16 protein-coding genes and 1 tRNA gene are annotated in these 26,612 nt (G+C 43.8%); 14 read left to right on the forward strand and 3 right to left on the reverse strand.

All coding sequences use genetic code 11. From position 1 onward, the window contains the following. From FN809_RS14860 to FN809_RS18235, 3 genes are all read left to right on the forward strand, one after another. A partial coding sequence (locus tag FN809_RS14860; protein WP_142534328.1) for a GIY-YIG nuclease family protein occupies positions 1-248 on the forward strand: 248 nt, incomplete at its 5' end. Then, positions 239-318, forward strand: a tRNA-OTHER gene (locus FN809_RS17785). The genes FN809_RS14860 and FN809_RS17785, both read left to right, overlap by 10 nt. 64 nt (positions 319-382) lie before the next feature. Next, positions 383-535: a GIY-YIG nuclease family protein gene (locus tag FN809_RS18235; protein ID WP_142534329.1), complete on the forward strand. Its 153-nt coding sequence runs from the start codon at positions 383-385 to the stop codon at positions 533-535. A gap of 517 nt (positions 536-1,052) precedes the next feature. Here FN809_RS18235 and FN809_RS14870 read toward each other — a convergent pair. Both FN809_RS14870 and FN809_RS14875 read right to left on the reverse strand, forming a co-directional pair. Beyond that, positions 1,053-3,356 (reverse strand): beta-N-acetylhexosaminidase, encoded by a 2,304-nt coding sequence (locus tag FN809_RS14870; protein ID WP_185957576.1) that lies wholly within the window; start codon positions 3,354-3,356, stop codon positions 1,053-1,055. A gap of 342 nt (positions 3,357-3,698) precedes the next feature. Beyond that, on the reverse strand, positions 3,699-4,418 hold the full coding sequence (locus tag FN809_RS14875; RefSeq protein WP_142534331.1) for a FadR/GntR family transcriptional regulator: 720 nt from the start codon (positions 4,416-4,418) through the stop codon (positions 3,699-3,701). 165 nt (positions 4,419-4,583) lie between these two features. On the opposite strand from FN809_RS14875, the gene FN809_RS14880 reads away from it, so the two are divergent. From FN809_RS14880 to FN809_RS14925, 10 genes are all read left to right on the forward strand, one after another. Next, positions 4,584-7,820: a SusC/RagA family TonB-linked outer membrane protein gene (locus FN809_RS14880; protein WP_142534332.1), complete on the forward strand. Its 3,237-nt coding sequence runs from the start codon at positions 4,584-4,586 to the stop codon at positions 7,818-7,820. An 18-nt stretch (positions 7,821-7,838) separates the two neighbouring features. Beyond that, the gene (locus tag FN809_RS14885) at positions 7,839-9,323 is read left to right on the forward strand and encodes a RagB/SusD family nutrient uptake outer membrane protein (protein WP_142534333.1); all 1,485 of its coding nucleotides are present in this window, start codon (positions 7,839-7,841) and stop codon (positions 9,321-9,323) included. A gap of 157 nt (positions 9,324-9,480) precedes the next feature. Next, positions 9,481-11,088 (forward strand): sialidase family protein, encoded by a 1,608-nt coding sequence (locus FN809_RS14890; RefSeq protein ID WP_185957577.1) that lies wholly within the window; start codon positions 9,481-9,483, stop codon positions 11,086-11,088. 250 nt (positions 11,089-11,338) lie between these two features. Then, positions 11,339-12,466, forward strand: a complete 1,128-nt coding sequence (locus tag FN809_RS14895; RefSeq protein ID WP_142534335.1) for a sialidase family protein — start codon at positions 11,339-11,341, stop codon at positions 12,464-12,466. A 97-nt stretch (positions 12,467-12,563) separates the two neighbouring features. Continuing rightward, positions 12,564-14,591 carry a family 20 glycosylhydrolase gene (locus FN809_RS14900; protein ID WP_142534336.1) on the forward strand — a complete coding sequence of 676 codons (2,028 nt, stop codon included), beginning with the start codon at positions 12,564-12,566 and terminating at the stop codon, positions 14,589-14,591. Positions 14,592-14,931: 340 nt separating this feature from the next. Then, a complete protein-coding gene (locus tag FN809_RS14905; protein ID WP_142534337.1) occupies positions 14,932-17,016 on the forward strand; it encodes a GDSL-type esterase/lipase family protein in 2,085 nt (694 codons plus the stop codon). Positions 17,017-17,139: 123 nt separating this feature from the next. Continuing rightward, entirely contained in the window at positions 17,140-17,820 is a 681-nt protein-coding gene (locus FN809_RS14910) for a GDSL-type esterase/lipase family protein (RefSeq protein WP_142534338.1), read from the forward strand. 343 nt (positions 17,821-18,163) lie between these two features. After that, entirely contained in the window at positions 18,164-19,078 is a 915-nt protein-coding gene (locus tag FN809_RS14915) for a dihydrodipicolinate synthase family protein (protein WP_142534339.1), read from the forward strand. A 16-nt stretch (positions 19,079-19,094) separates the two neighbouring features. Beyond that, positions 19,095-20,258, forward strand: coding sequence for an AGE family epimerase/isomerase (locus tag FN809_RS14920; protein ID WP_142534340.1), 1,164 nt, complete (start codon positions 19,095-19,097; stop codon positions 20,256-20,258). A gap of 93 nt (positions 20,259-20,351) precedes the next feature. Further along, positions 20,352-23,045, forward strand: coding sequence for a sodium:solute symporter family transporter (locus FN809_RS14925; protein WP_221929450.1), 2,694 nt, complete (start codon positions 20,352-20,354; stop codon positions 23,043-23,045). Between the two features lie 233 nt (positions 23,046-23,278). Here the strand turns inward: FN809_RS14925 and trmD are convergent, their stop codons facing one another. Then, positions 23,279-23,953, reverse strand: a complete 675-nt coding sequence (gene trmD, locus FN809_RS14930) for a tRNA (guanosine(37)-N1)-methyltransferase TrmD (RefSeq protein ID WP_142534341.1) — start codon at positions 23,951-23,953, stop codon at positions 23,279-23,281. A 187-nt stretch (positions 23,954-24,140) separates the two neighbouring features. Here trmD and FN809_RS14935 point away from each other — a divergent pair, with 187 nt between their 5' ends. After that, a complete protein-coding gene (locus FN809_RS14935; RefSeq protein ID WP_185957578.1) occupies positions 24,141-26,537 on the forward strand; it encodes a DUF349 domain-containing protein in 2,397 nt (798 codons plus the stop codon). Positions 26,538-26,612 lie beyond the last annotated feature (75 nt).

Below are 26,612 nucleotides of genomic sequence, written 5' to 3' on the forward strand. Positions count from 1 at the left end.
CCTGCCACTTCTACATCCTGCATTCTCCTTCAAAAAACAAATATTACATCGGGTATACCTGCGATGGATTGGTGTCGCGTTTGGAAAAGCACAATATGCATCATAAAGGATATACGGGTCAGGCGCGGGACTGGGTGCTTGCGTATTCAGAAGAGTATGCTACCAAAACGGAAGCTTATGCTCGCGAACGTGAGGTAAAAGGCTGGAAAAGCAGAAGCAGGGTTTTAAGATTGATACAGGGTGATTAGTCTGTTTGCCTGGGTGCATCCCGTGGATTTTACCACGGGAGGGTCGGGGGTTCGGATCCCTCATCGCCCACGGAATAGGAGGGAGTTATAGAAATATGACTTCCTTTTCTTTTTTAAGTAAGCTAAAGCGTTTCATGTCCTGCCACTTCTACATCCTGCATTCTCCTTCAAAAAACAAATATTACATCGGGTATACCTGCGATGGATTGGCGTCGCGTTTGGAAAAGCACAATATGCATCATAAAGGATATACGGGTCAGGCGCGGGACTGGGTAGTTGTGGATTAGGGCAATATAACAGACGGCATTTTCATTGAAATACGCCTCTTCTCATCTACAAAAAAATCCCCCTGCACTTGTATTTATCAAGCAACTACATTCACTACCCCCTTTGGGAAAGGGGGAATATTCACAGATACTCCAGGCATTATTTTTCAATCGTGCAAAGCATTATTCCATTATTGAGCCATATTAACTCCCCGCATTTTAAAGGCGGGGAGTATGTTATGAGGCTCGAAAAAGCAGACGGGGTGGTTGTGGATTAGGGCAATATAACAGACGGCATTTTCATTGAAATACGCCTCTTCTCATCTACAAAAAAATCCCCCTGCACTTGTATTTATCAAGCAACTACATTCACTACCCCCTTTGGGAAAGGGGGAATATTCACAGATACTCCAGTCATTATTTTTCAATCGTGCAAAGCATTATTCCATTATTGAGCCATATTAACTCCCCGCATTTTAAAGGCGGGGAGTATATTATGAGGCTCGAAAAAGCAGACTGGGTAGTTGTAGGCTTTGTCTTACTGAACAATTATTTCATCTATAAACATAAAAACGCCTTGATCTTTAATTTGATGATATGGTGCTTTAATACGCAGGTACTTGCATTGGATGGGATTAAAGCTTACTGTAATCTCTTCGTTAATCACTTCCGGCGTTATGGCGATGTCACCCTTTCGTTCAGATGACCATGTTCCGGCTGTTTCAAAATTTTTGCCATCTATTGAAACTTGTATTTCCATTCCCTTGGGCAGATAAATGCCGGAGCCTGTTTCTTCTATGCAGCTGAGAGCCACTTTTTCAATGGTGGTGGCTTGCTCGAAGGTGATGGTAGCTTCAAAATCCTTGTTTAAAAAGCCTAACCATTTTCCATTGCCCCATTTGTTACCGCCAAAATCAGCGTTTACCAATGTGCTTCCTCCTTGTGCGGCATACCTCTCGTTGGGTGTGGAGTGTAGTTCTATCTCGCATCCAATAGCTTTGTGCAATCTGGCCTCTCTTATTTCCGGCTTACCCGTTGCTTTGCCATCTTTTATGCCAATTGCTTTTACGGTAACTGCCTTGTCTAAATAAAATGGCTCCGTGTATAATGTTGCGGTGGTTAAATTGGGTTCGCTCCCATCGGTGGTGTAATAAATATCGGTATGCAACTCGGTGTTCAATGTTACTTTCAACTGCCTGCTATCTTGTTGCAGTTCAAATCGGATCTCCGGGCGCAGAGCGCTCGTGGCATAATTAAGCCCCATCGCATCATAGCGCTTCAGCATACTGTTCATCTTATTCCGGAAATGCGGCCAGCTTTTTTGGGACTTTCCGCTCCAGGCAATCTCGGCCAAAGCTGCTATGCGCGGGAATAGCATGTATTCGATACGTTGTGGCGTTGGCATATATTCGGTCCATAAATTGGCCTGCACGCCCAATACATTTTGCGTGTATTGTGGCTCCAGCTCTTCCGGTACCGGCTCCAGCTCGTATACCTTTTTAAGGGGGGCAAAACCTCCAAAGGCTTTTGGTTCTTGTGCGCTCAGGCTTTGATAATGATCGAAGTATAGATGCGACCCCTGGGTGAGTACCGTGGGATGATTTTCCCTTAGAGCATCTGCCGTTCCATCGTGGCCTCCCCAATACATGATGGATGCCGAGGGCGACAGTTCGCCTTCTAATATCTCGTGCCATCCCATCAGTTTGCGGCCTTTGTTTTTGAGGTAGTTGTCAAAGTGGTTCACAAAATGACTCTGTAATTGCTGGGCATCGTAATTGTTGGCTCTCATCATCTTCCCGCACTTGGCACAACTGTTCCAGTTGTCCTTGGCTACTTCGTCGCCACCAATATGTATGTATTCCGAGGGGAACAGCTCAAGCACTTCGTCAATCACATCCTCGAGCAGTTGATAACTTTTGGGGTTAGCGGCACAATAAACGCCCGTATTCTTTAATGCTTGTCCTTGCGTATTTGTACACAATAATTCCGGAAAACATTGCATCACTACCTCGGAGTGGCCGGGCAGTTCAATTTCGGGCAATACAGTAATAAAGCGGTCTTGGGCATAGGCAACCACTTCGCGTATTTCTTCCTGTGTGTAAAAACCGCCGTATTTGGGTTCTGTGTCGCCTTTGCGCCAGACCTCAAAATCCTGCCAGGGGCGTTTACCTTCTTTAACTTTTCGCCAGGCGCCAATGTCGGTCAGTTCGGGGTGCGATTTTATTTCTATGCGCCAGCCAATTCCATCGGTAAGATGCCAATGGAAAACATTGAGTTTGTGCATGGCCATATAATCGATGTACTTCTTGATAAAATCCAGAGGCATAAAGTGCCGCGAGACATCAAGATGCAAACCGCGCCAGGCAAAGCGTGGTGCATCCGTTATTTTGACACCCGGAATTACAGAGACCACGGATGAACCTGTTTCGCTGTGCGCAGGCAACAGTTGACGGATGCTTTCTGCAGCATAAAACAATCCGCTGGGGCCGCCTGAACTTATGGAAATATTTTTTTTGTTGATGTCTAGTATATAGCCCTCCGGCGATAAGGAATCCAGAGCTATATCGTAACGCATTACAATTGACGGTTTAATTTTCTCTACCTCAGTATCCCATTTTATGGGCAGTTCAGTTTTTAATATTTCCTTCAGGTGTTCAGCAGCCGGCAGCATAGTCGAATCTGAAATAACGATGGCCGTATTTACGGCAAGCATAAAATCACCCTGGGAATCGGTATTTATTGATAAAGGCTCTGGAATTAAATGGATAGGCGAATGGTTGCCTGTTGGCGTGCAAGAAAAAGCAACTGCCATAATAACGATAAGGCTTAATTTGTGGATCATGGACATAATTGTGAATTGTGATTTGTATTTTAGACAGCTAAGATAAGTTTTAAAAATAAGGTGCAAAAGCTTGTTGCAACTTACTACTGCTTTATTGCTCCCTGAGTAAAAAATACCAGTCGTAGATGGTGGAGTTTTGCGCCTTTTCTGTTCTTTACTAAACCATGTTGCTTAGTAATAATGCAACAATTATCCGACGCAACAAACGCCAGCTCACTACTCACTACTAATTTGCCACAATGTACTACGCTAACCGTTCTCCACTCCATGCCTCTCGCTTTTACCTACTAATCATCTTCCATCTTTTCCCCGTACACTGAATACCGCACATCAAATACCGTCCTAAACCTTTTTTGCTCCCATAAAATATCCTCTGAAATGCCTGTCTAAATGCTTGCGCATAGCATTACGGAATTTATTGGGTGTGCCGGTTTTTAGTATATCCACCAAGTCGCTGTGCGAAACCCATTTTTTATCGGAGCTGGGGCTGTTAATCAGCTCCGAGTCGTAAACATAACGGAACGAGGGAAGTAGCAGACTTTGAAAATCCATCAGGGTCTGGTTGCCTGACATCTCATATAATTTACCGTGGAATTTTATCTCGTGTTCTATTTCAAAGTGAATATCTTCCGGGGTGTTGGGTTCGGCTTTGACTATCTCCTCCAGCTCTTCGATGTCTTCTTTTTTTAAGCGTTGGAATATTAAATCACCCATACCAATTTCCAATACCAGACGAATCTCGAATACATCCTTTAAAGTTGCCTGATCCAATATGTTGGGGATGAAACTCTTTTTTAATTGGTGCAACAAGTTAGGGCTTCTTATGATGGTGCCTTTGTGCTTAATAGATTCAATCAGACCCAGGCTCTTCAGTCGACCCAGCGATTCCCGTATTACGGTGCGCGAAACGCCGAGCATTTGGGTCAGCTCCATCTCCTTGGGGATGGTGTCGCCGGGATTCAATTTTTTCGAAATCAATAAATCTATTAGAGCTTCCTCTACTTTGTCCACAAGGCTGCTCGAATCTATTTTTGGGATGTTTAATTTATTACTTAGAGGCATAGAATAAAATATCAAGATGTTTAAAAGTGTTACAAAAGTGTAAAAAAAATTTGTACAAAAAAATTTATTTCATACTTTTGTTGCGTCTTATGTCCTACATAAGGCAAAATTTATAGGTGAAATAAAAGGAGAAAAAGTTAGTTATAGTTAATTAAATCAACAATTATGAAAATGAGACTATTGAAAAAAAGGATAAGCTTTATCCTGCTGCTTCCCTGGTTGATAGGGAGCGGACTAATCGCTCAAAGCCTGATTACAGGTACTGTGATAGACCAGACCGGAGAGCCAATTCCTGGTGTAACCGTATTGGTTAAGGGTACTACATCCGGCACAATTACCGATTTCGACGGAAATTATTCAATTAATGCTAGCCCGGAAGAGACCTTAGTGTTTTCATTTATTGGGTTTACTTCTCAGGAAGTACTGGTGGGTGATCAGCAGAAGATTAATGTTGTGCTTCAGGAAGAGCTGAAAAGATTAGAAGAGGTGGTGGTAACAGGTTACTCAACACAATCGCGTGCCGAGATGACCACATCCATTGCAAAGTTGGATACTAAAGTGCTCGAAAGTGCTCCGCGCTCGAACGCGGCAACAGCGCTGCAGGGTACTATTGCCGGTTTGCAAGTAACCCAAACTACCGGTCAGCCGGGATCTACGCCTACTTTGGTAGTGCGCGGTGGAACCGATTTTGACGGATCAGGTTCACCTTTGATATTGATTGACGGTGTTCCCGGGTCGTTCTACGCCTTAAACTCCGACGATATTGAATCGATGGAGGTGCTTAAGGATGCCGCATCAACTGCCATTTATGGTGCCAGGGCTGCCAACGGTGTAATTTTGGTAACCACAAAAAAAGGAAAGTCCGGAAAATCAAACATTACTTTCAGATCCAAATTTACAACCAACTATCGCCGCGACGATCCCATGGAGTACCTGGGTGCGGCCGACTATATAAAATTTAATCGCTTGGGGGTAAGGGCCGCTCAGGATGTAATGGGTTATGCATGGCTCGATCAGTTTGTTACAGGAGCTCATGCCGCAGCAACAGGTAACAACACTACCAATTCAATTTATACCACCATGGTGTTGTCAGACGCCAACAGATACCTCTTAGATTATGAAGGTTGGCAAACCATGGAAGACCCTATCAATCCGGGTTCAACCCTGATTTATCAGGAGAACAAAATGAACGAATTGTTTTATCAGGATAGCAATGCCCAGGATTACAGTCTGTCTTTCGACGGCGGTAACGATAAGGGAACCTATTATCTTGGTCTTGGTATGTTGGATGATGAAGGATTGGTATTTGGTTCTGCTTTTAAACGTTATTCCGGAACCTTTAATGCTTCCTATAAATTATCTGATAACTTCAAGGTATCATCTAATATTATCTATGCCCACTCCAATCGCAACTTACCTTTCGATACGGATTACAACTTATTTCAGCGTACGGCAGGTCTGGCGCCTACCTCTCGTATTTATAACAATAATCCGGACGGGAGTCTATCCGACGAGTATCAGCCGGGTACCTATGTAGGTTTTGGTAATCCGCTTTACTATCGCGATAAATTTGTTCGTTCCAACATTGAGCAGCGTCTTACAGGGTCGGTTCAATTGGATTATAAGTTTTTAAATGACTTTACAGCAACGCTTCGGGGTAGCCACTTTGCAATTAATAACTCTAATGAGTCGTTTAATAAAGCATACCTTAGTTCGGGCCGATTAAATACGGATAGAAGATCTGCTGTTTCACATCAAAGGACAATGCGAAATCAGGTTACTGGATTGTTGAGTTATAGAAAACGATTCAATGATGTACATAATGTAAATGCACTTGTTGGGGTAGAGTATTTCAGAGAGAATACATTTAGCATGAACGCGGCAACCCGTCTTTCGCCAACGGATTTAATTTATACCATGAATGTGGGGTCTGAAGCTTCAGGTATTCCATATTCATTTAGATCGGGCTATGAGATCGCTTCTTTTTTTGGTCAAGTAAATTACGATTATGACTATAAGTATCTGTTGGGTTTAACTTTCCGCCGCGATGGAGCCACCCGATTGGGGAACAATAAATATGATTTTTTTCCCGGTGTGTCCATAGGTTGGAATATACATAACGAAGATTTCTTTAGAGACTCTAATGTGAGTTCTATTGTAAACAGCATTAAACCTCGCCTCAGCTATGGTGTAAACGGTAATATTGAAATACTATCTAACTTTGGGGTGTTCGGAACTTATGCAACCACAACAGTATACGATACGCAATCGGGTTATGTGAACAACAGGTTACCATTGCTCGATTTAAAATGGGAGCGTTCCACAACTTTTAATATGGGATTGGATATTGGCTTTTTAGACAGTCGTATTACCCTTATGGCCGACTATTTTGTCAGAGATGTTAAAGATAAACTGGCTAATTTAACGCTACCGCTTTGGACAGGATTCTCCGGGATAACAACCAATAACGGAACCCTACGGAATAAAGGATTGGAGCTGCAGTTGAATGCCGATGTAGTAAAAACGGATGCACTAACCTGGAATATGGGGCTTACCTATTATTCAGTACGTAATTTTGCCAAAGAGCTACCCTTTAATGATGTGGAGAAGAATAGGCAAGGTGGAACGGAGATCTATGATCCTGCTACCGGCGATACCAAGTATGTCGGTGGTTTGCAAGAAGGAGAACGCGTAGGGTACGACGTGGTTACTGCCTATGTATTCGATGGGGTTTATCAAACACAAGCCGATATCGACGAACATGCCGGCAGGGTAGTTGAGTTTGCTACCCAAAAGGATACACGCTTCCTGGGGGATGCACGCTGGAAAGACTTGAATGGCGACGGTGTGATAAATTACCTGGATAGGAAAGTAATAGGTAGGGTAACACCTGATTTTACCGGTGGTATAACCTCCGATTTAACTTATAAAAACTTTAACCTTTTTGTTAAAACCGATTTTGCTGTAGGTCATTATATTATCAATGGCCGCAGGGTTAAAGGTATTGCCCAAACGCAGGGTAACCAGAACGGGCCGCTCGAAATCAGAGACTCGTGGACAGCTGACAACCCAACATCTAATATTCCGATTTTTACTTTGGTGGATAGGCAAAGAAACCACCTGGCAGCGGGAGGAGACCAAGGCTCCCTTTCGAGTAGTAGTTCAAGAATGTGGGAGAAAGGTGACTATTTTGCCTTAAGGGAAGTAACCCTAAGCTATAACCTTAGTGGAAAAGTTGCCAACGATGCTTTCCGTAATGTAAGATTGTATTTGACGGGAACTAATCTGGCCTACTTCAATGGATTCTCCGGAAGTTCGCCTGAAGCTCCGAGTGGTGGAATAGATTACGGAAGATTCCCATTGCCACGGACCTTAACCTTGGGTGTGAATGTTACCTTTTAATCATAAAATACTGAAAAGATGAAGAAAATAAAATATATCATATTATTTTTGGCTGTCACATTGCTTGGCTCGTGCGAGCTGGATATGCAGCCTGAAAGCGAATTGACCTATAATGGCTTCTGGGATACCGAAGAGGCGGCCAGGGCAGCCCACATCGGGATAGTTTCCAAGTATCGCGATTATGCCTATACATTGTGGCGGATGGGAGAAATTAGATCCGACGTTTGGGGCGGTAACACCATTGAATCGCCATCAGAAGTTGATTTAATCAACAACAATATTAGTGCAACAAATGTACCCTTTGGTAACTGGGCTAATTTTTACGGATTGATACATTATATCAATGATTTTTTAAAGAATGCCCCTAACGTAGCCTTTAAAAACGAAGGCGATTTAAATCACTTGTTAGGACAGGTATATGGTATGCGTGCCCATGTTTATTATACGATGCTTAGGGCATGGGGCGATGTACCTATTAATACGGAGCCGCTATTGGAAGTGAACCTGGAAACATTAAAAAAACCGCGCTCACCTAAAAGTGAAGTAATGGCTCAGGTTAAAGCAGATATTGCAAAATCACTGGAATACTTTGGTACGGATAATAGCATGTGGAACGAGAAAAACGTTTATTGGTCAAAACCAGCTACCTTAGCTTTAAAAGGTGATGCTTACCTATGGTCGGGAAAAGTATTGGGAGGCGGAAATGCCGATTTTACTGAAGCGAAAACTGCATTGAATGATGTGAGTGGTCATGCCTTGGTGCCTTACAATGAACTATGGGGGCAAGGGAATGAATTTAACAATGAGTTTATCTTTGCCTTTGATTATCAGCAGGATCAGGCCGATAATTTTTACGGTTCGTTTACGGCCAGAGCAGTTGATATTGCACCTTTAAGTGATGCTGCAGGTCAACCTTTAGGGGATTTGGTTGTGAATGGTGCCAGTAGGTTTGGGCCAACAGATAAAACAAATATTTTATTGGATGATATGGACGACCAAAGAAGCAACACATTTATTAAAATGTACACCGATGGTGCCGTGCATATTCCTTTTGTACCTGGTGAAGCAAGTTATAGCGGAGCTATACTTAAAAAGTTTTTGGGCATTATTGGCGATGACGGTTCAAGGTTTAACCACAATAACGTGCCCCTGTATCGTTATGCCGATGTGCTGCTTATGTTGGCCGAAGCAAAAAACAACCTGGGCGAAGATCCATCCGCTGAGATAAACGAAGTACGGGAACGCGCTTACGGCGATAATTTCAGTGGTAATGAATATGTCAATGCCTCACAAGAGGAAAATACCAAAGCCATCCTGGAGGAGCGATACAAGGAATTTATTGGCGAAGGAAAACGCTGGTGGGATTTGGTAAGAGCAGGCGACGGTATTGTTTTTGACGAGCTTGACGCACTTAGTGGGGCTGAAGCTTACAAAATTTATTATCCTATATCAGAAAGTATGTTGGCCAATGATGACCAGCTGGTACAAACAGAAGGTTACTAAGCTATTAAAATTAGGTAATAAGTTTTTTGTTTATTACTTATTATAAGCCATCTGAGTTGGATGTTAAATGTGTAACTTTATTGGCTTATCTCATTCCAATCTATTCGGCCTTCCCTTTTTGGGGAGGCCGAATAACTTATTTTTAAAAATACATATTATGCGATTATCCTTTCTATCCCTTTTAATCTTAAGCCTGTTGCTGGGGGCATGTACCGCAAGCAAAACGCTCGACGACAGTAAAGAACTAACGGTGCAAACCCTGCGGGTTCCCGTGCTGGTCGAAAAAAGCGAAAACAAACTTTTAGAGTTCAACATCCAAAGCGATAGCGTTGCCGCCTTGAATGCTGTAAAGATATCTTTTGCCGGGGCAACCCCCCTGGGACAGTTAAAAGAGCTAACGCTTTTATACCATGATGGGGAGCAGAAACAGGCATTTGGCAAAGCCGTTGTCAATAATCAAGCAATAATCATAAATGGTACACAGGCCTTAAAAAACGGCGACAATAAATTTAGCCTTTCGCTGAGCGTTAACAGCGACATCAGCATAAGCGAAAAAATATTCATCAAAAATATCGAATGTCATTTCGACAACGAAAAAATGGTAAGCCAATCCTTTACCGATGATAACGCCACATGGCGATTGGGCAATGTAACACGCGCCGCCGGACAGGATAACTGCGATACCTACCGCATACCCGGTCTCGTAACTACAAGTGCGGGTACATTGATAGCTGTGTATGATAACCGCTACAACAACAGTAAGGACTTGCAGGAAGATATTGACATTGGCATGAGCCGTAGCACGGATGGTGGCCAAACCTGGCAGCCCATGCAGGTGATTATGGATATGGGCGAATGGGGAGGTAGATCCGAGAGGCTTAACGGAATAACCGACCCCAGTGTATTATACGATCATACCACCAATACCTTATGGGTAGCCGCCTTGTGGCTCAGTGGATACGACCATAATCAAATGGCCTGGTGGGCTTCTCAGCCGGGTATGAAACCTGACGTAACGGGGCAGTTTATGATTGCTAAAAGCACAGATGACGGCCTTACCTGGTCTGATCCTATAAATATTACGGAGCAAATAAAAGATCCGGCCTGGCAATTGTTGCTGCAAGGGCCTGGTCGGGGTATCACCCTGGAAGATGGTACGCTGGTGTTTCCGGCACAGTTTAAAGCCGATATTGGCGAGAAAGCCTTAGACGGTGGACAATATACTTGTCATTCCACCATCGTGTACAGTAAGGATCAGGGGCAAACATGGACCATAGGCACAGGTGCCAAATCCAACACCACCGAAGCGCAGGTAGCCACCCTGAGTGATGGTACCCTGATGCTGAACATGCGTGACGACCGCAACCGCAAAGATAAATCAGAAACCAACGGAAGAGCCGTGGCCACAACAAAGGACTTGGGGAAAACCTGGCAGATACATCCTTCATCCAATAGTGCTCTGCCCGAACCCAACTGTATGGCCGGCTTTATCAGTGCGCCTGTAAAAATTGACGGTAAAACACAGCATGTGCTGTTTTTCTCCAATCCCAATAATAAAAAGCACCGGACCAACATGACCATTAAAGCCAGCCTGGACGATGGCATGACTTGGCCCTATGAGCTGGAGCTAAACCAAACCGGCGGTTTTGGGTATTCCTGTCTTACTATGGTTGATGATAATACGGTAGGAATCCTGTACGAGGGTGTAAAGGAGCTGTTTTTCCAGAAAGTACCCGTCACGGATATTATTAACGACATCAAATAAGATGCGTGTTAAAAACTGTCATGCTATTAGTACTCGGGATAAATACCGTGTGCTAATAGCATGACAAATTTAGTTCCCGGCCCAGCGGCAGGCAGGTAAGCGATATATAAATTTTCGAATTTATCAGTCAAATGCATCTTAAAAGACATGGTTGAAGGATAATGGTCGTTATTATTATGCAACACGTTTAATGGGATCGGGCAGTGCGAATAGTCATCTGTTTTAATTTAATACAATAAAAATTGCTCCATTGAAAAACCTGATTTTTTTATTACCCCTCTTCATATCACTTCCCTTGTTGGCGCAGTATAATGCTCAATTTGAAGAAGGACTAAAGGAAACGCACGACCTGTTTAACGCTTCAACAAACCCCGAAGTGTCCTGTTACAGAATACCAACCATTGTTACGGCACCCAACGGCGATTTAATTTGTGCCATGGACGAACGGGTGCCCTCGTGTAACGACCTAAATAGGAATAAAGATATCAACATTGTTGTAAGGCGTAGCAAAGACAACGGAAAGACGTGGAGTAAAATGGAAACCATAGTTGACTTTCCGTTGGGTAAATCCGCCTCCGACCCTTCCATGATCGTGGATGAGGTGACCGGGGAAATCTTCCTTTTCTATAACTGTATGGATTTGGACAAAGAAAGGGATGTGTATTATATGCACGTGTCAAAAAGTACCGACAATGGTAAAACATGGAGTAAGCCGGAGGATATTACCTCGCAGATAGCCAAGCCCGGTTGGCACAAAGATTTTAAATTTATTACTTCGGGCAGAGGTATCCAAACCCGCGACGGACGACTGTTGCATTGCATGGTCAACCTAAACAGCGGACTGCATGTGTTTGGTAGCGACGATCATGGCCAATCCTGGTTTTTTATCGATACCCCTATCAAACCGGCCAACGAATCAAAAATAGTGGAGCTGGCAGACGGACGATGGATGATCAACAGCAGGGTAAACGGAAAAGGCATGAGGTATGTACATGTTTCGTCCGACCAGGGTACTACATGGGAATCGCGAGCTGAACCGGCATTGGTTGATCCGGGATGCAATGCGAGCATAATACGCTACACGGCTATTGAGGATGGCTACCAGAAAAATCGTTTGCTTTTTGCCAATGCAAAAAAGAAAAAGGGAAGAAAGAAAATGACGGTACGTATCAGTTACGATGAGGGTCTTACATGGTCCAAAGGAAAAACAATTTATAAAAAAGGGTCAGCGTACTCCTCATTAACTAAATTAAAAAATGGCGACATAGGCCTCTTTTTCGAGAAAGATGGATACAAGGAAAATCCATTCGTGAGTTTTAGCCTGGAGTGGTTAACCGATGGTAAGGATACTTACAAAAAACCAAAGCGAGATCAATAATTCGACCCCAAGCTTTACGCATTAACCTTGTATTGTCTTTGAAATGATGAGAATTATATCGTTTTAATTAGTGACATACTTTAAACAATCATCTACCATGAAATATAAGCATACGTTCATTTTATTTATCGTTTTCCTTCTTAGCTTTTCCCCATTTATGGTTGTCGCTGAGTCTTTTCCCCACCTACTTCCCACACCCCAAAAAATTAGCTACGGTTCCCATTGGGTTACGGTGGCTGATGTTTCCATATCCTCCAAAAAACACAAGGAGCAGCTTGCATCATGGATAGGCGATATAGGATTGAATGTAAAGCGTAAGTCCAAAACAAAGTTGCGTCTGAATTATGTGGACAGGATCCAGGGAACCACAGTAAATCAAAACGAGGCCTATAAATTAACGGTAGCCGATGGCAAAATAAATATAGAAGCTGTTTCGGAACAGGGTGCCTATTGGGCTGTTCAAACACTCCGTCAGTTATTAATTGCCGCCGCGGATGGCTTTATGCTGCGCGAATGTGAAGTAGTGGATTGGCCGGCTTTCCGTGTCCGCGGTTTCATGCACGATGTGGGGCGGGGCTTTTTACCCTTTGAAGAACTGAAAAAACAAATCGCCTTGCTATCGCAGTTTAAAATCAATGTGTTCCACTGGCACCTCACCGAAGATATTGGCTGGCGCCTGCAAAGCAAAGTTTATCCCGAATTGACCGATAGCAGCAATTTTGAACGCTTACCGGGCAAGTATTACACCATTGAGCAAGCCAAAGAGTTGGTGAAATTCTGCCAGGAGCATCAGGTACTGCTGATACCCGAAATTGATATGCCCGGCCACAGTGCTGCTTTTACCCGTGCCTTGGGTCATGATATGCAATCGCCCGAAGGCATGCAACTACTGCGACCATTGATTGACGAAATAGGTGATATTTTTGCCGATGTGCCCTACCTGCATATCGGTACCGATGAGGTACGTTTTAGTAACCCCGATTTTGTACCGGTAATGGTGGCCTACATCCGCGCTCACGGTAAAAAGGTAATCAGCTGGAACCCCGGCTGGAATTATAAAACCGGGGAAATAGACATGATACAAATGTGGAGCTCAGGCGGAAAGCTGCATCCGGGCATCCCGGCCATTGACTCGCGACTGCATTACATCAACCACTACGATACCTTTGCCGATTTAGTGGGCTTGTACCACAGCAGTATTGCCAAAGCAAAACAAGGCAGCCCCGATATAGCCGGTAGTATTGTTGCCCTTTGGAACGACAGGCACGTAGATTCCGTGGAGGAAATTTTGGCTACCAATAGTTTTTACCCCAGCATGCTCACCCTTGCCGAAAGTGCATGGAAAGGCGGGCGGGAACAATATTTTTACGATCGAAGCTTGCAGATTGGAGCGGAGGGAAGTGCCGATTTTACATCCTTTAAAAATTTTGAAGACAGGCTGCTGCATTATAAACACAGCACGTTTAAAGACGAACCCTTTCCATATATCAGGCAAACTAATGTTAAATGGCATATCACCGATGCCTTCCCCAATGGGGGAGATTTGGCTAGCGTGTTTCCGCCTGAAGAGGAGCTGAAGTTACAATACGAATACGAGGGCAATACCTACAAAACACACCAAGCCATCGGTGCAGGGATTTATTTGCGGCATGTTTGGGGTACTTTGATTCCTGCTTTCTATTCCGATCCCAAACCCAACCATACGGCTTATGCCTACACCTGGGTATATTCGCCCCTTAAACAGGAAGCAGGCCTACAGGTACGTTTTCAAAATTATTCCCGCTCCGAAAAAGATCTGCCACCGCCACAGGGTAAATGGGATTATAAAGAGAGCCAAATATGGCTGAACGACATTGCCCTGTCCCCGCCCGTTTGGGATAACGATCACGCAGAAAAAACCAACGAAATAGCCCTGCGAAACGAGAATTGGGAGGGGCAAAAACCGCAGCTGGTTACCTTGCAAAAGGGATGGAATAAAATATTATTGAAACTGCCCGTGGGCCAGTTTACAACAAAGGAGGTGCGATTGGTAAAATGGATGTTTAATGCGGTCCTCGTCACCCCCGATGGCAATAAAGCCCTCGATAACATTGTGTATTCGCCCAAGCGCGATTATCGACCGTAGTTATAAAACCTTATGGGTTTGATATTGTAAGGAAAGATGTGGGCTAAAGCCAAACATGTGTAACAACCCATATTGTGTGTTGTAATTTTCGTAATTTATAAAACAAATCTGAAATCACGCTTTCTGTTTTTTATAATTAGGCATGGCATTCATGTCGTGTATTCGTTTCATCAAGCACATCGGTTTTAACCGAAACATAAAATAGGAAAGATTTTTAACTCCGCCTTTTTAGGATGGGGTATGTGGTAGTAGGCAATCGGCTTCAGCCACTACTATTAATAGCGCAATCTGTATTGTAAATTGATATTTTAATGCAACAATCATTATCATCAATAACATCATGATAAAACAACTATCACAATTTCTCACCACTATTGCTATTTGGTTCCTCGGCGTCACTTTATGTGCTCAGCCCATCAAGGTGGCGTGTGTGGGCAATAGCGTTACCTATGGCTATGGTATTGAAAATCGAGAACAAAATAGTTATCCCGCGCAACTGCAAGGCTTGCTGGGCAATGATTATGTAGTAGGCAACTTTGGTAGGAGCGGCGCCACCCTTTTGCGCAATGGGCACCGCCCCTATATGCAGCAGCCGGAGTTTGAAGCGGCAATGCAGTTCCATCCCGATGTTGTCATTATATCTTTGGGGCTCAACGATACCGACCCGCGCAATTGGCCTAACTACCGCGACGAATTCATTTCCGATTACATGGCTTTGATCCAAAGTTTTAAACGTTCCGATGGCACTACTCCCGAAGTGTGGATTGGGCGGTTGACACCCATATTCCATACCCACCCCCGTTTTAAATCGGGTACGCGCGATTGGTTTTGGCAAATACAGGAGACTATTGAGGTGGTGGCAAAAAATACGGGCGCCCGCCTTATCGATTGGCACACCCCGCTTTATGCCCGCCCCGACCTTTTTCCGGATGCGCTGCATCCTGTTAAGGAGGGCGCTACTATCATGGCCAATTTGGCCTATCAGCATCTGACGGGAGACTTTGGTGGCTTACAGCCCGCTGCTATATTTAGCGATCATATGGTGTTGCAACGAAATGCCACCATCCCTGTTTGGGGAACGGCCAATAGGGGCGAAAAGGTACGTGTAAAGCTGAACGGTAAGCAACGTTCATCCATTGCAGGTGCTGATGGCAAATGGCGCGTAGAATTACCGGCAATGGCTGCAGGCGGTCCCTATGCATTAATCATAGAGGATAGCTCCGAAAAACTGGTTTATAAGGATGTAATGTTTGGGGAGGTTTGGCTTTGTTCAGGGCAATCCAATATGGAATTTCAGTTACAGCAATCGGCAAATGGTGACAAAGCCCTAAAACAGCAAATCCCTCAAAATATACGCTTGTTGCATTTTAAATCCTTGGCAGCCACAAACAATACGGCATGGGACAGCACTATCTTAATCGGAGTAAACAATTTGGAATATTTGCAAGGACAATGGGCTGTGGCCAACAAAGAATCCTTGCCGAACTTTTCGGCCATTGCCTGGTATTTTGGCAGTGAGCTGGAGGCTGAGCTAAACGTGCCCATAGGATTAATTCAGATGGCCGTAGGAGGTTCGCCAACCGAAACATGGATAGATAGAAAGACCATAGAGTTTAATCCGGCACTGGTAAACATGCTTTACGATTGGAAAAACAACGACCACATTATGATGTGGTGCCGGGAGCGTGCCGCAATCAACATAAAACAAGCATCGAATAAAGGTCAGCATCATCCTTATCAACCCGCTTATCTTTATGAAGCGGGTATCCGGCGTTTGGTTGGATTTCCGATAAAAGGTGTGCTCTGGTACCAGGGCGAATCGAATGCCCATAATGTGGAGCTGCACGAGGTTTTATTCCCTGCCTTGTTAGATAGCTGGCGAAGGGCATGGGACCGTCCAAATCTGCCTTTTTATTTTGCCCAACTATCGTCGTTGAACCGGCCTGGTTGGCCTCGTTTCCGGGACAGCCAAAGGCGCTTGGCTCAACAAATACCCCATACCGACATGGTAGTTACCAGCGATGTGGGCGACGAAACGGATGTGCATCCCACCCAAAAGCAGCCTGTTGGCGAACGCTTTGCCCGTTTGGCATTACATCAGCTCTATGGGAAAGAAGAGAGACCACACGGAAATATTAAGATTAAAAACGTGCATTCTCACAAGGGAACTTTAAGGATTAGCCTTGATAATACAAAGGAGTTACGTACTTTCGACGGTGAGCCGCTGAGGGAATTGCAAGTAGCCGGTACGGATGGATTGTTTCATCCTGCTAAGGCTACATTGAAAGGTAATGCGATTATAATAGAAAATAAAGAAGGAGATATTAGCTGCGTGCGATACGGATGGAAACCTTATTCGCAAGGTAATCTGATAAACGAGGATGGGGTGCCCATGTCAACGTTTCAGATTAATTATCCATTTTAATTAAGTACCATTTATGGTTTTAAGAAAAACCTAAAGGATGTGTGCCGGCCCGGTCTTTGACGCGATAGCAGATTAGTGATTTTAGATATACAAAAATTATAATTGAAATATATTAAATATAGCATGAAAGCAATATCCCATAAATTTCTTGTCGCCTTTTTGCTGGCCTTTCTTTGTCAAATTTTCGATGCGGAGTTATTGGCGCAGGACAATAGGTTCAGTACTTATTATCATCAACGCAAAACCCTGTTTGAGGAATTACCCAACAGCAAAAAAGAAATCATATTTCTGGGCAACAGCATAACCGACGGTGGCGAATGGATTGAGCTGCTGAGCAATAAGCGGGTTCGCAACCGGGGTATTAGCGGCGATGTTACCGAGGGTGTTTTATACCGTTTGGCCGAAGTGACCGAATCAAAACCGGCCAAAGTATTTTTACTTATCGGCGTAAACGATTTGGCCCGAGGCATCAGTAAGGACACTATCGTTGCGAATATTGGCGAAATAGCCATGCGCATAAAAACGCAATCGCCAAAAACAAAGGTATATGTGCAGAGCATTTTACCCGTGAACCCGGTTTTTAATAAGTTTAGCGGTCATTGTTCAAAAACAAACGACATTATATGGATTAACGATCGCCTGCAAGACTGGTGTGCAGATCATCCGGCAGAGTTTGTTGATTTGTTTGTGCATTTTAAAAACGAAAATGATAACCTGATGAACGAAAAATACACTAATGACGGCCTGCACCTTACCGGGGCAGGCTACATGTTATGGGCCCAAATAATAAGACCTTTGTTATAGGTGACTATTGGTTGTGAACGATACTGTTTAAAACAATAAGCAGGGAATTTAAAACCTAAGGGAGTATGCTGTATCGGAAACAGCTAATGGGGAGTCACCTACAAAAGGCTAACTCCTTTGGAGTTTTAAAAAAAAATGAAGTCGATTAAACATTGGAGGAGTTGCCATTGAATAACACCGGGTTTTAACCCGGGGATTCTCTAATAGTCTTATCCCGACGCATTACAAACCAAATAAAAGCTGCATTGTGACTTTGCGGCGGAACGGAGAACAAAAGTAACAAAATCAAAAATATCAGGATTACATAGAAAAACAAAATACATTTTAACAAAAAAATACAAGGATGAAAAAGATGGAAGGATTAATTGCGGCACCGTTTGCCCCAATGCAGGCCGATGGGAAATTGAATATTGATAAGATACCTGCTTATTTCCAATTTTTACAAAAAAACGGAATTACAGGTGCTTTTATCAATGGATCGACCGGCGAAGGTGTTTCTCTTTCGCATGATGAAAAAGTGAAAATTACCGCAGCCTGGACGGCTCAAAATAAGGACAAAGCATTAAAGGTTATCAATCTGGTAGGCGGAACTTCGTATGAAGAAAGTATTGCTAGTGCTGTATCATCTGCAGAGCTGGGCGTTGATGCCATCTCCATTTTAGCTCCTTACTACTTTAAGCCTGCCAGTGGAAAGCAGTTGGCTGAGTTCTGTGCCAAAATTGCAGAGGCGGTGCCCCAGCTTCCGGTTTACTTTTACCATATTCCGGTACTTACGGGCTGTAATGTGTCGATGTACGAGTTCCTGCAAGCCGCAGATTCCATGATACCTAACCTTGCCGGCATTAAATACACGCACGAAGATTTTATGGATTTCCTAAGCTGTATGAGTTACCGGGAGGGAAAATACGATATGCTTTGGGGACGTGACGAAAACCTATTGCCGGCTCTGGTACTGGGAGCCCGAGGTGGTGTTGGAAGTACCTTTAACTACGCTGCACCGCTCTACCACCAGTTGATTAAAGCTTATGATAAAGGTAACTTTGCTGAAGCACGTCAGTTGCAACAGCAGTCGATTGATATGATTCGTTTGTTGGGCAAATACGGCGGTATTGCCACCGGAAAAGCCTATATGCGCTATGTAGGAATGGAGTGTGGTGAATTCCGCTCGCCGGTGCAAAACATGACAAAAGAAGCTTATAAAGCATTTGAAGCCGATGTTCGGGCATTAAATATGGAAGCGTTATTTTCAAAAATTTAAGAAAAAAATCATGGGTGTGGATTTTAAAAAATTAGCATTACAATACCGGAAGGAACTTTTGGAAAAGGTGATTCCTTTCTGGGAGAAAAACTCAAAGGACGAAGAGTTTGGAGGATATTTTACCTGCCTCGACCGAGAAGGGAAAGTGTTTGATACCGACAAGTTTGTATGGCTTCAGGCACGTGAAGTATGGATGTTCTCCTCCTTGTACAACCGGGTGGAGAAAAAGGCCGAATGGCTCGAAATGGCAGAACATGGTGCCCGTTTTTTGATGGACAATGGTCATGACGGTCAATTGAACTGGTATTTTTCGCTTACCCGCGAAGGAAAACCCCTGGTGCAACCCTACAATATTTTTTCCGACTGTTTTGCAACGATGGCATTTGGGCAATTGTATCGGGCTACCGGTAAGCAACAATATGCCGATGTGGCCAAGCAGACTTTTGATAATATCCTGGCACGACAAAATAATCCCAAAGGGCAATACAACAAGCTGGTTGATGGCACCCGTCCGCTAAAAGGTTTTTCGCTGCCTATGATATTGTGCAACCTGTCGCTCGAAATTGAACACCTGCTGCCCGAAGAGTTGGTGGAGCAAACCATGGACAAGGTGATTCACGAAGTGATGGAAGTGTTTTACCAGCCGGACACAGGCTTGATTTTGGAAAATGTGAAACCCGATGGAAGTTTTTCCGATTCCTTTGATGGGCGACTCATGAACCCCGGACATGCCATTGAAGCCATGTGGTTTATCATGGACCTGGCCGAACGCCGTAAGGATGATGCACTAATGCAAAAGGCGGTGAAAATAATGCTCGACACCTTAAAGTACGGCTGGGATGAAGAGTTCGGTGGAATATATTACTTTTTGGATATCAAAGGGCACCCACCGCAGCAATTGGAGTGGAATCAGAAATTGTGGTGGGTTCATATCGAAACTCTTATTAGCCTTATTAAAGCGTATAAACATACAGGGAATAATGAATGCCTGCAATGGTTCCAAAAAGTACACGATTATACCTGGTCGCACTTTGCCGATCCGGAACATGATGAATGGTTTGGTTATCTGAACCGCCGCGGCGAAGTTTTATTGCCGTTAAAGGGTGGAAAGTGGAAGGGTTGCTTTCATGTGCCTCGTGGACTTTATCAAGTATGGCAAACGCTGGAAAAACTAAAATAATGAAACCGGCGTGGCCGGAGCAAATAATTAGGTCATTCAGAATGATGATTGAAAATTGTGCTGGTTATCACGGTTTTGCTAATTTATAAACAGATGAGAAAAAATCAGAAACGGAATAAACAAACTGCCAGGCTGACATATAGCTTGACAAGGAAGATGGCACTTGCCTTTCTCTTAATGTTTGGCCTTTGGGGTGGAGCGATTCAGGCCGAAGAGCAAATTAATAATATTCAGCAAAACACCCAAAACCTGCTGGGTGATGTGGAACAGATTGCAGGCCCCGAAGGCGTGGCAGGAGCTTTTGTAGGGGTGCATAATAATGCCTTGATACTTGCCGGGGGATCAGCTTTTCCCGAGGGAAAACCCTGGGAGGGCGGTCAAAAATATTTTTCCGATGCTGTCCTTGTTTTTGAACGGGACGTGGATGGGCAAATACAACAAGTGCAACATGCTCAATTGCCTGATGCCATTGCCGAAGGAGCTTCTGTTATGCTGCCCGAGGGCTTGTTGTGTCTGGGGGGTCAAACGCCTTCGGGCATAAGCAAACAAGTGGTTTTGGTTAGCTGGATAAACAATCAGATCCAATTAAAGCAATTACCTGAGCTGCCTGTTGCCGTAAAAAATGCGGCAGCAACAGTTATCGGCAATACCGTTTATGTGGTTGGGGGCGAAAGCGCAATGGGTGCCAGCAATCAGTTTTTAAAATTGGATGCGTCTAATTGGTCCGCCGGGTGGCAGACTTTAAATGCATTTCCTAAGCCGGTGACCGGTGCATCAGCCGTTGCCCAGATGGATGGGGAAGAGGTGAGCGTTTTTGTTTTTGGTGGTCGTGCCAAAGCAGCGGGAGCCAATACCACGCAATTCTACGCACAGGTGTATTGTTATCGTCCCTCTGCTGGAGCGTGGAAACAACTGCGGGATATCCGTCTTTCCGACGGACATTCAATTCCTCTGGCCGTTGCTGCCGCCAGTCCGGTTGGTGCTTCGCATGTGATTTTGGTGGGCGGGGATTCCGGCTCTACTTTTAACCAGGTTGAGGCAGCAATAAACCGGATGCAAAACGGGGATGATCAGGCTCGTGCTACACGGGACTCGCTGTGGATTAACCATACCGGGTTTAACTCAAAAATTTTAATTTACAATACCGTTACCGATGTTTGGTTCAACGCGGGAGCCTGGGAAGGAACACCTGTGGCTGTATCTACTTCGGTTTGGTGGGACGGTTCGCTGCTTGTACCCGGTGGTGAAATTAAGCCTGCTATCCGAACTCCCATGTTGCAGGAATTCCGGTTTTCGGTAAAGCCGGTTTTCGGATGGCTTAACTATTTGGTACTGGGTGTTTATTTTATCGGCATGTTGTTGCTTGGATTCTATTTTATGAAACGCGAAAACAGTACCGATGATTTTTTCAAAGCAGGTGGACGAATCCCCTGGTGGGCTGCAGGTATCAGTATTTTTGCAACTACGCTCAGTGCCATTACCTTTATTGCCATTCCGGCCAAATCGTATGCTACCGATTGGCGTATGTTTATGTTTAATTTGGCCATTATTGCTATAGCTCCCATTATTATCCGCTATTTTTTACCTTTTTTCCGGCGTTTTAATTTCGATACGGCATACCAATATCTCGAAGCACGCTTCAATCGTTCGGTGCGTTGGCTCGCATCGGCTTTGTTTGTGTTTTTTATGGTGAGCCGGATTGCGATCGTACTGTTTCTGCCTTCGCTGGCATTGAATGCGGTAACCGGATTTAATATTTACCTCGCTATCACCGTTATGGGCGTGGTTACCATTATCTATTGTACCAGTGGTGGTATGGAGGCCGTTGTGTGGGGCGATGTTATCCAGGGATTCATTTTGGTTGGAGGAGCATTTATAGCACTGGCCTTTATGTTGGCCGGGGTCCAGGGGGGCTTAGGTGGGTTTATAGATATTACTGCCGAACATCATAAGTTCCACACCTTCGATTTCCGATTCGATTTTACCCAACCCGTGTTTTGGGTAGTGGTGATTGGTGGCTTAGCCAATACCCTGATTTCGTATACCAGCGACCAGAGTGTTGTGCAACGTTATATGACCACCAAAGATGAAAAAGCAACCGCGAAGAGTATATGGCTCAACGGGTTTCTGAGTATTCCGGTGAGCATCATTTTCTTCCTGCTGGGAACAGGTTTGTACGCTTATTACACCTCAAATCCCGAACACATGGCGGTGGTCAATCCTAATATCGATTCTGTTTTTCCGCAGTTTATTGTGGCCCAAATGCCAGCCGGTATTGCCGGATTGTTGATTGCGGCCATCTTTGCTGCTGCCATGTCCACCTTATCGTCCAATATTAATTCGGTTTCGGCGGTAATTACTTCAGATTTTTACAAAGTGCTTGCTAAAAAGATAACGGTACATCGAAACATGGCGGTAGCCCGTTGGTCCGGCATTATTGTGGGCGTGCTCGGTATTATGATGGCCCTGATGCTGGCTACCTGGAATATTGCCTCGCTTTGGGATCAGTTCAACACCTTCCTGGGATTACTGACCGGAGGACTCGGTGCATTGTTTGTGATGGGTGTTTTCTTTCCTCGCATTTCGGGATATGCTGCCCTGGGTGGTGTGGTAGGCGGTTTTATTGTCCTCCTGATTGTACAAAACCATTCTGCCCTTTCGTTTTTATTGTACGGTTTTGTGAGTATGGTAGTTACGGTAATTGTGGCTTTGCTGCTAAGTCTTGCAATGCCTAATAAAAAAAATACAGCCGGTTATACCTGGCAAAGCCGACAGGGTAGGGCATAGGCTGAGTGCTTCGCCAGGTGGGTGCTGGCGCTGAAGCTCCAGCGTAAATGTAAGGCTTTGGGTTTTCAGTACTATTCTTTTAAAAAATAACCACATTGGGCGCAATGGATGCACAAAGGACACGAAGAAACATTGGGAACGTTGTGTTGTCCTTGTGCACCTTGTGGTTATATTTGCTAATAATGAAAGATAAGTTATAGGATAATCCAGTCTTATATGTTGGTTTTGGGGGTCTATTTCAATAAATCGGGTCTTCGCTGCCTGGTTCTTTCATAAGCCTGTTGTTCTTTCCAGGCTTCAATTTTTTTTGTGTCACCCGATAAAAGGATGTCGGGTACTCTCCAACCTTTAAATTCTGCCGGGCGCGTGTAAACAGGTGGTGCCAATAAGTTGTCCTGGAACGAGTCGGTTAAAGCTGATGTTTCGTCGGATATAACGCCGGGTATCAAACGAATCACCGCATCTGTTATTACGGCGGCAGCCAGTTCTCCTCCGGTTAAAACATAATCCCCTATTGACAGCTCCATTGTGATGTAATGGTCTCTTATCCTTTGGTCAACTCCTTTGTAGTGGCCACACAATATCATCAGATTTCCTTTTAGGGATAGCTGATTGGCTATGCTTTGATTTAGTGTATTGCCATCAGGTGTAGTATATATTATTTCGTCGTAATTCCGCTCTGCCTTGAGTTTTTCAATTAAAATAGCTATGGGTTCAATGCTCATTACCATGCCGGCTCCCCCACTAAAGGCATAATCATCCACTTTTTTATGTTTGTTGGTTGAGTAATCCCTGATGTTGTGACAATGGATTTCTACTGCACCCTTATCCTGTGCACGCTTAATGATGGACTCGCTAAACGGACCTTGAAACATTTCCGGAAACAAGGTTAATATATCTATGCGCATATGGTATTAATTTTAAAGTGCAAATATAATCATTTGCCGATGGCATAAGTTAAAATACAGTTCACCAATAAGGATTAATCAGCTAAATAATTTGACGTTTTAGGGATATGTGATATATTCGTACAATAATTAAATCAATTGTTTCTTGCATGTGCAAGAGATGTAAGAACCACGAACTTAAATGCTGATGGAAGCTAACGATCTGAATAAAGCCGGTAACGAGGAAAAAGAATTGAAAAAAAATGATGCAACGCCAGTTGACAAACTGGAAGAAGCGACTTCTGTGCCTGAGAAAAACCCTAAAGATACGAAGGATAAAGCCACCGATAATGAATCGGGCGCGCTAAAAGATAGTACCGTTGAAGTGTCAAATGCAGGACAAAATGATAATGAAACGCCGAATGCTGCTACCCCGGAAAAAGAGGAGGATGGCCAAGCCAAATCGGACAATGCAGCAACTAAAGATGGGGAAGATACGAGTGATGAAACAGCTGCAAGCGTTGTTACAGATAAGGAAAGCGTGGCTGGTGAGAACCTCAATGATACAGAAAAAGTAAAAACCGTTACAGGTGGAGACCTAGAATCGGTAAAAGAACAAATTGTTGTGCCTGAAGAAGAGCAAGCTAAAGAAACACAGGCATTGGTAGAGGAGTCACAAACCCTACTTGAGAATGCTCCAGAGGAAATAACCGGTGAGAAAACGGTTGAAACAGTTGAAGGAAAAACGGGTGCAGACGAAGGAGCATCTGAAGAATCTGAAAATAAACCCAAAGGGAGCCCTATTCTAGAAAAAGAGACTTCGGCCAAAACTACGAATGAAGAAACTAAGCCGGATACAGCTGAAAAAAAACCTGAATTGGATAAGGTAGATCTTTTGTCTCTTTCGCGCGAGCAATTAGTAAACCGGCTGCGTACTATCATTAAGAACTTTGAGGTGCCTGTGATTAAACAGGAAGTGGAAGATATTAAAGCAAGCTTTTACAAGCAGTTTAACGAGGAGGTGGAAGAGCTGAAGAAAAAGTTCCTGGAATCGGGTGAGCTGGAAGAGAACTTTGCACCGCCCGTGGATCATTTTGAAATAGAAATTAAAGAGCTGCTTAAAGATTTTAGATACAGAAAAGCCGGTTATATTCATAAACTCGAGAGTGAAAAGGATAAAAATCTGGCGGCAAAAATGGAGGTTATTGAATCCATCAAAAACTTGATTAACCGACAGGAGTCGTTAAACGAAACATTTAACGAGTTTAGAGCATTGCAGCAAAAATTTCACGACATAGGCCCCATACCGCAAAACAAAGTGAGGGATGTTTGGGATACCTATAATCTGCACATCGAAAACTTTTACAATTACGTTAAAATAAACAAGGAACTGCGGGATCTGGATCTGAAAAAAAACCAGGAGCTTAAAGAGGGGCTGTGCGAAAAGGCCGAAAAGTTGTTGGAGGATAGTTCGGTTGTAAATAGTTTTAAAACATTACAAAAATACCACGACAGATGGCGCGAAATAGGTCCGGTGCCCAAAGAGGTAAAGGATGAGTTGTGGGAACGCTTTAAGGCGGCTACCACCACCATAAATCAAAAGCACCAGGAATACTTCGAAGGCTTAAAAGGACAGCTAAAGGAAAATTTGAGGCTAAAAACCGAATTGTGCGAAAAAGCCGAAGAAATAGTTTTACAGTCAGCCCATTCGCCTAAAGAGTGGGAGGCCAAAAGTAAAAAACTGATTGAATTACAGCAGGCCTGGAAAACCATTGGTTTTGCACCCAAAAAGGACAACAATAAAATTTATGAGCGATTCAGAACGGCCTGTGATAAATTTTTCGAAAACAAAAGGGAGTTCTTCCGATCGTATAAAAACAAACAGCAGGAACACCTGAAGCTGAAAACCGAACTGTGCGAAAGAGCCGAGGCAATGAAAGAAAGCACAGACTGGAAAAAAACGACCGATGAATATATCAAAATTCAGAAAGAGTGGAAAAAAATTGGCCCAGTGCCCCGGCGTCAATCGGATGCCATTTGGCATAGGTTTAGAACGGCCTGCGATGCATTTTTCGATAATAAGAGCAAGTTTTTTAGTAAAATTGATGATTCGCAAGCCGATAACCTGAAAAAAAAGCAGGATCTTATTGATGAACTAAAAGCCTTTGAAAATTTGCCCGACAACGAGGATACTTTTAAACTATTGCAGGGATATCAGCGTAAGTTTATGGAAATAGGGCATGTTCCTTACAAAGACAAGGATAGGATAAATCAAGAGTTTAGGAATGAGATAAATAAGCACTTTGATGCCCTGAACATGGATGAGTACCAACGTAATGTACAAAAGTTCAGAAACAAGCTGGAAAATATTAAACAGTCGGGCCATCAGGACGATAAGTTATACCAAGAGCGTAATAAGTTGATGGCCAAGCTCAAGCAATTGGAAAACGACATTATAGTGTGGGAAAACAATATTGGATTCTTTGCCAAAAGTAAAAGTGCCGAATCGGTTATTAAAGATTTTAAGCATAAAATAGAAACCGGCAAGCATAACATCCAATTACTGCAGGAAAAAATAAAAATGCTCGATAAGCTCGAGGACTAACGTATTGTTTAAAAAAAATATACAACGGGCGGTTCTGTGCCAGGATAGACGCCAATAGAGCCGTCCGGTAATTGG

It is taken from the genome of Saccharicrinis carchari (genome assembly GCF_900182605.1).
Classification (GTDB): Bacteria; Bacteroidota; Bacteroidia; order Bacteroidales; family Marinilabiliaceae; genus Saccharicrinis; species Saccharicrinis carchari.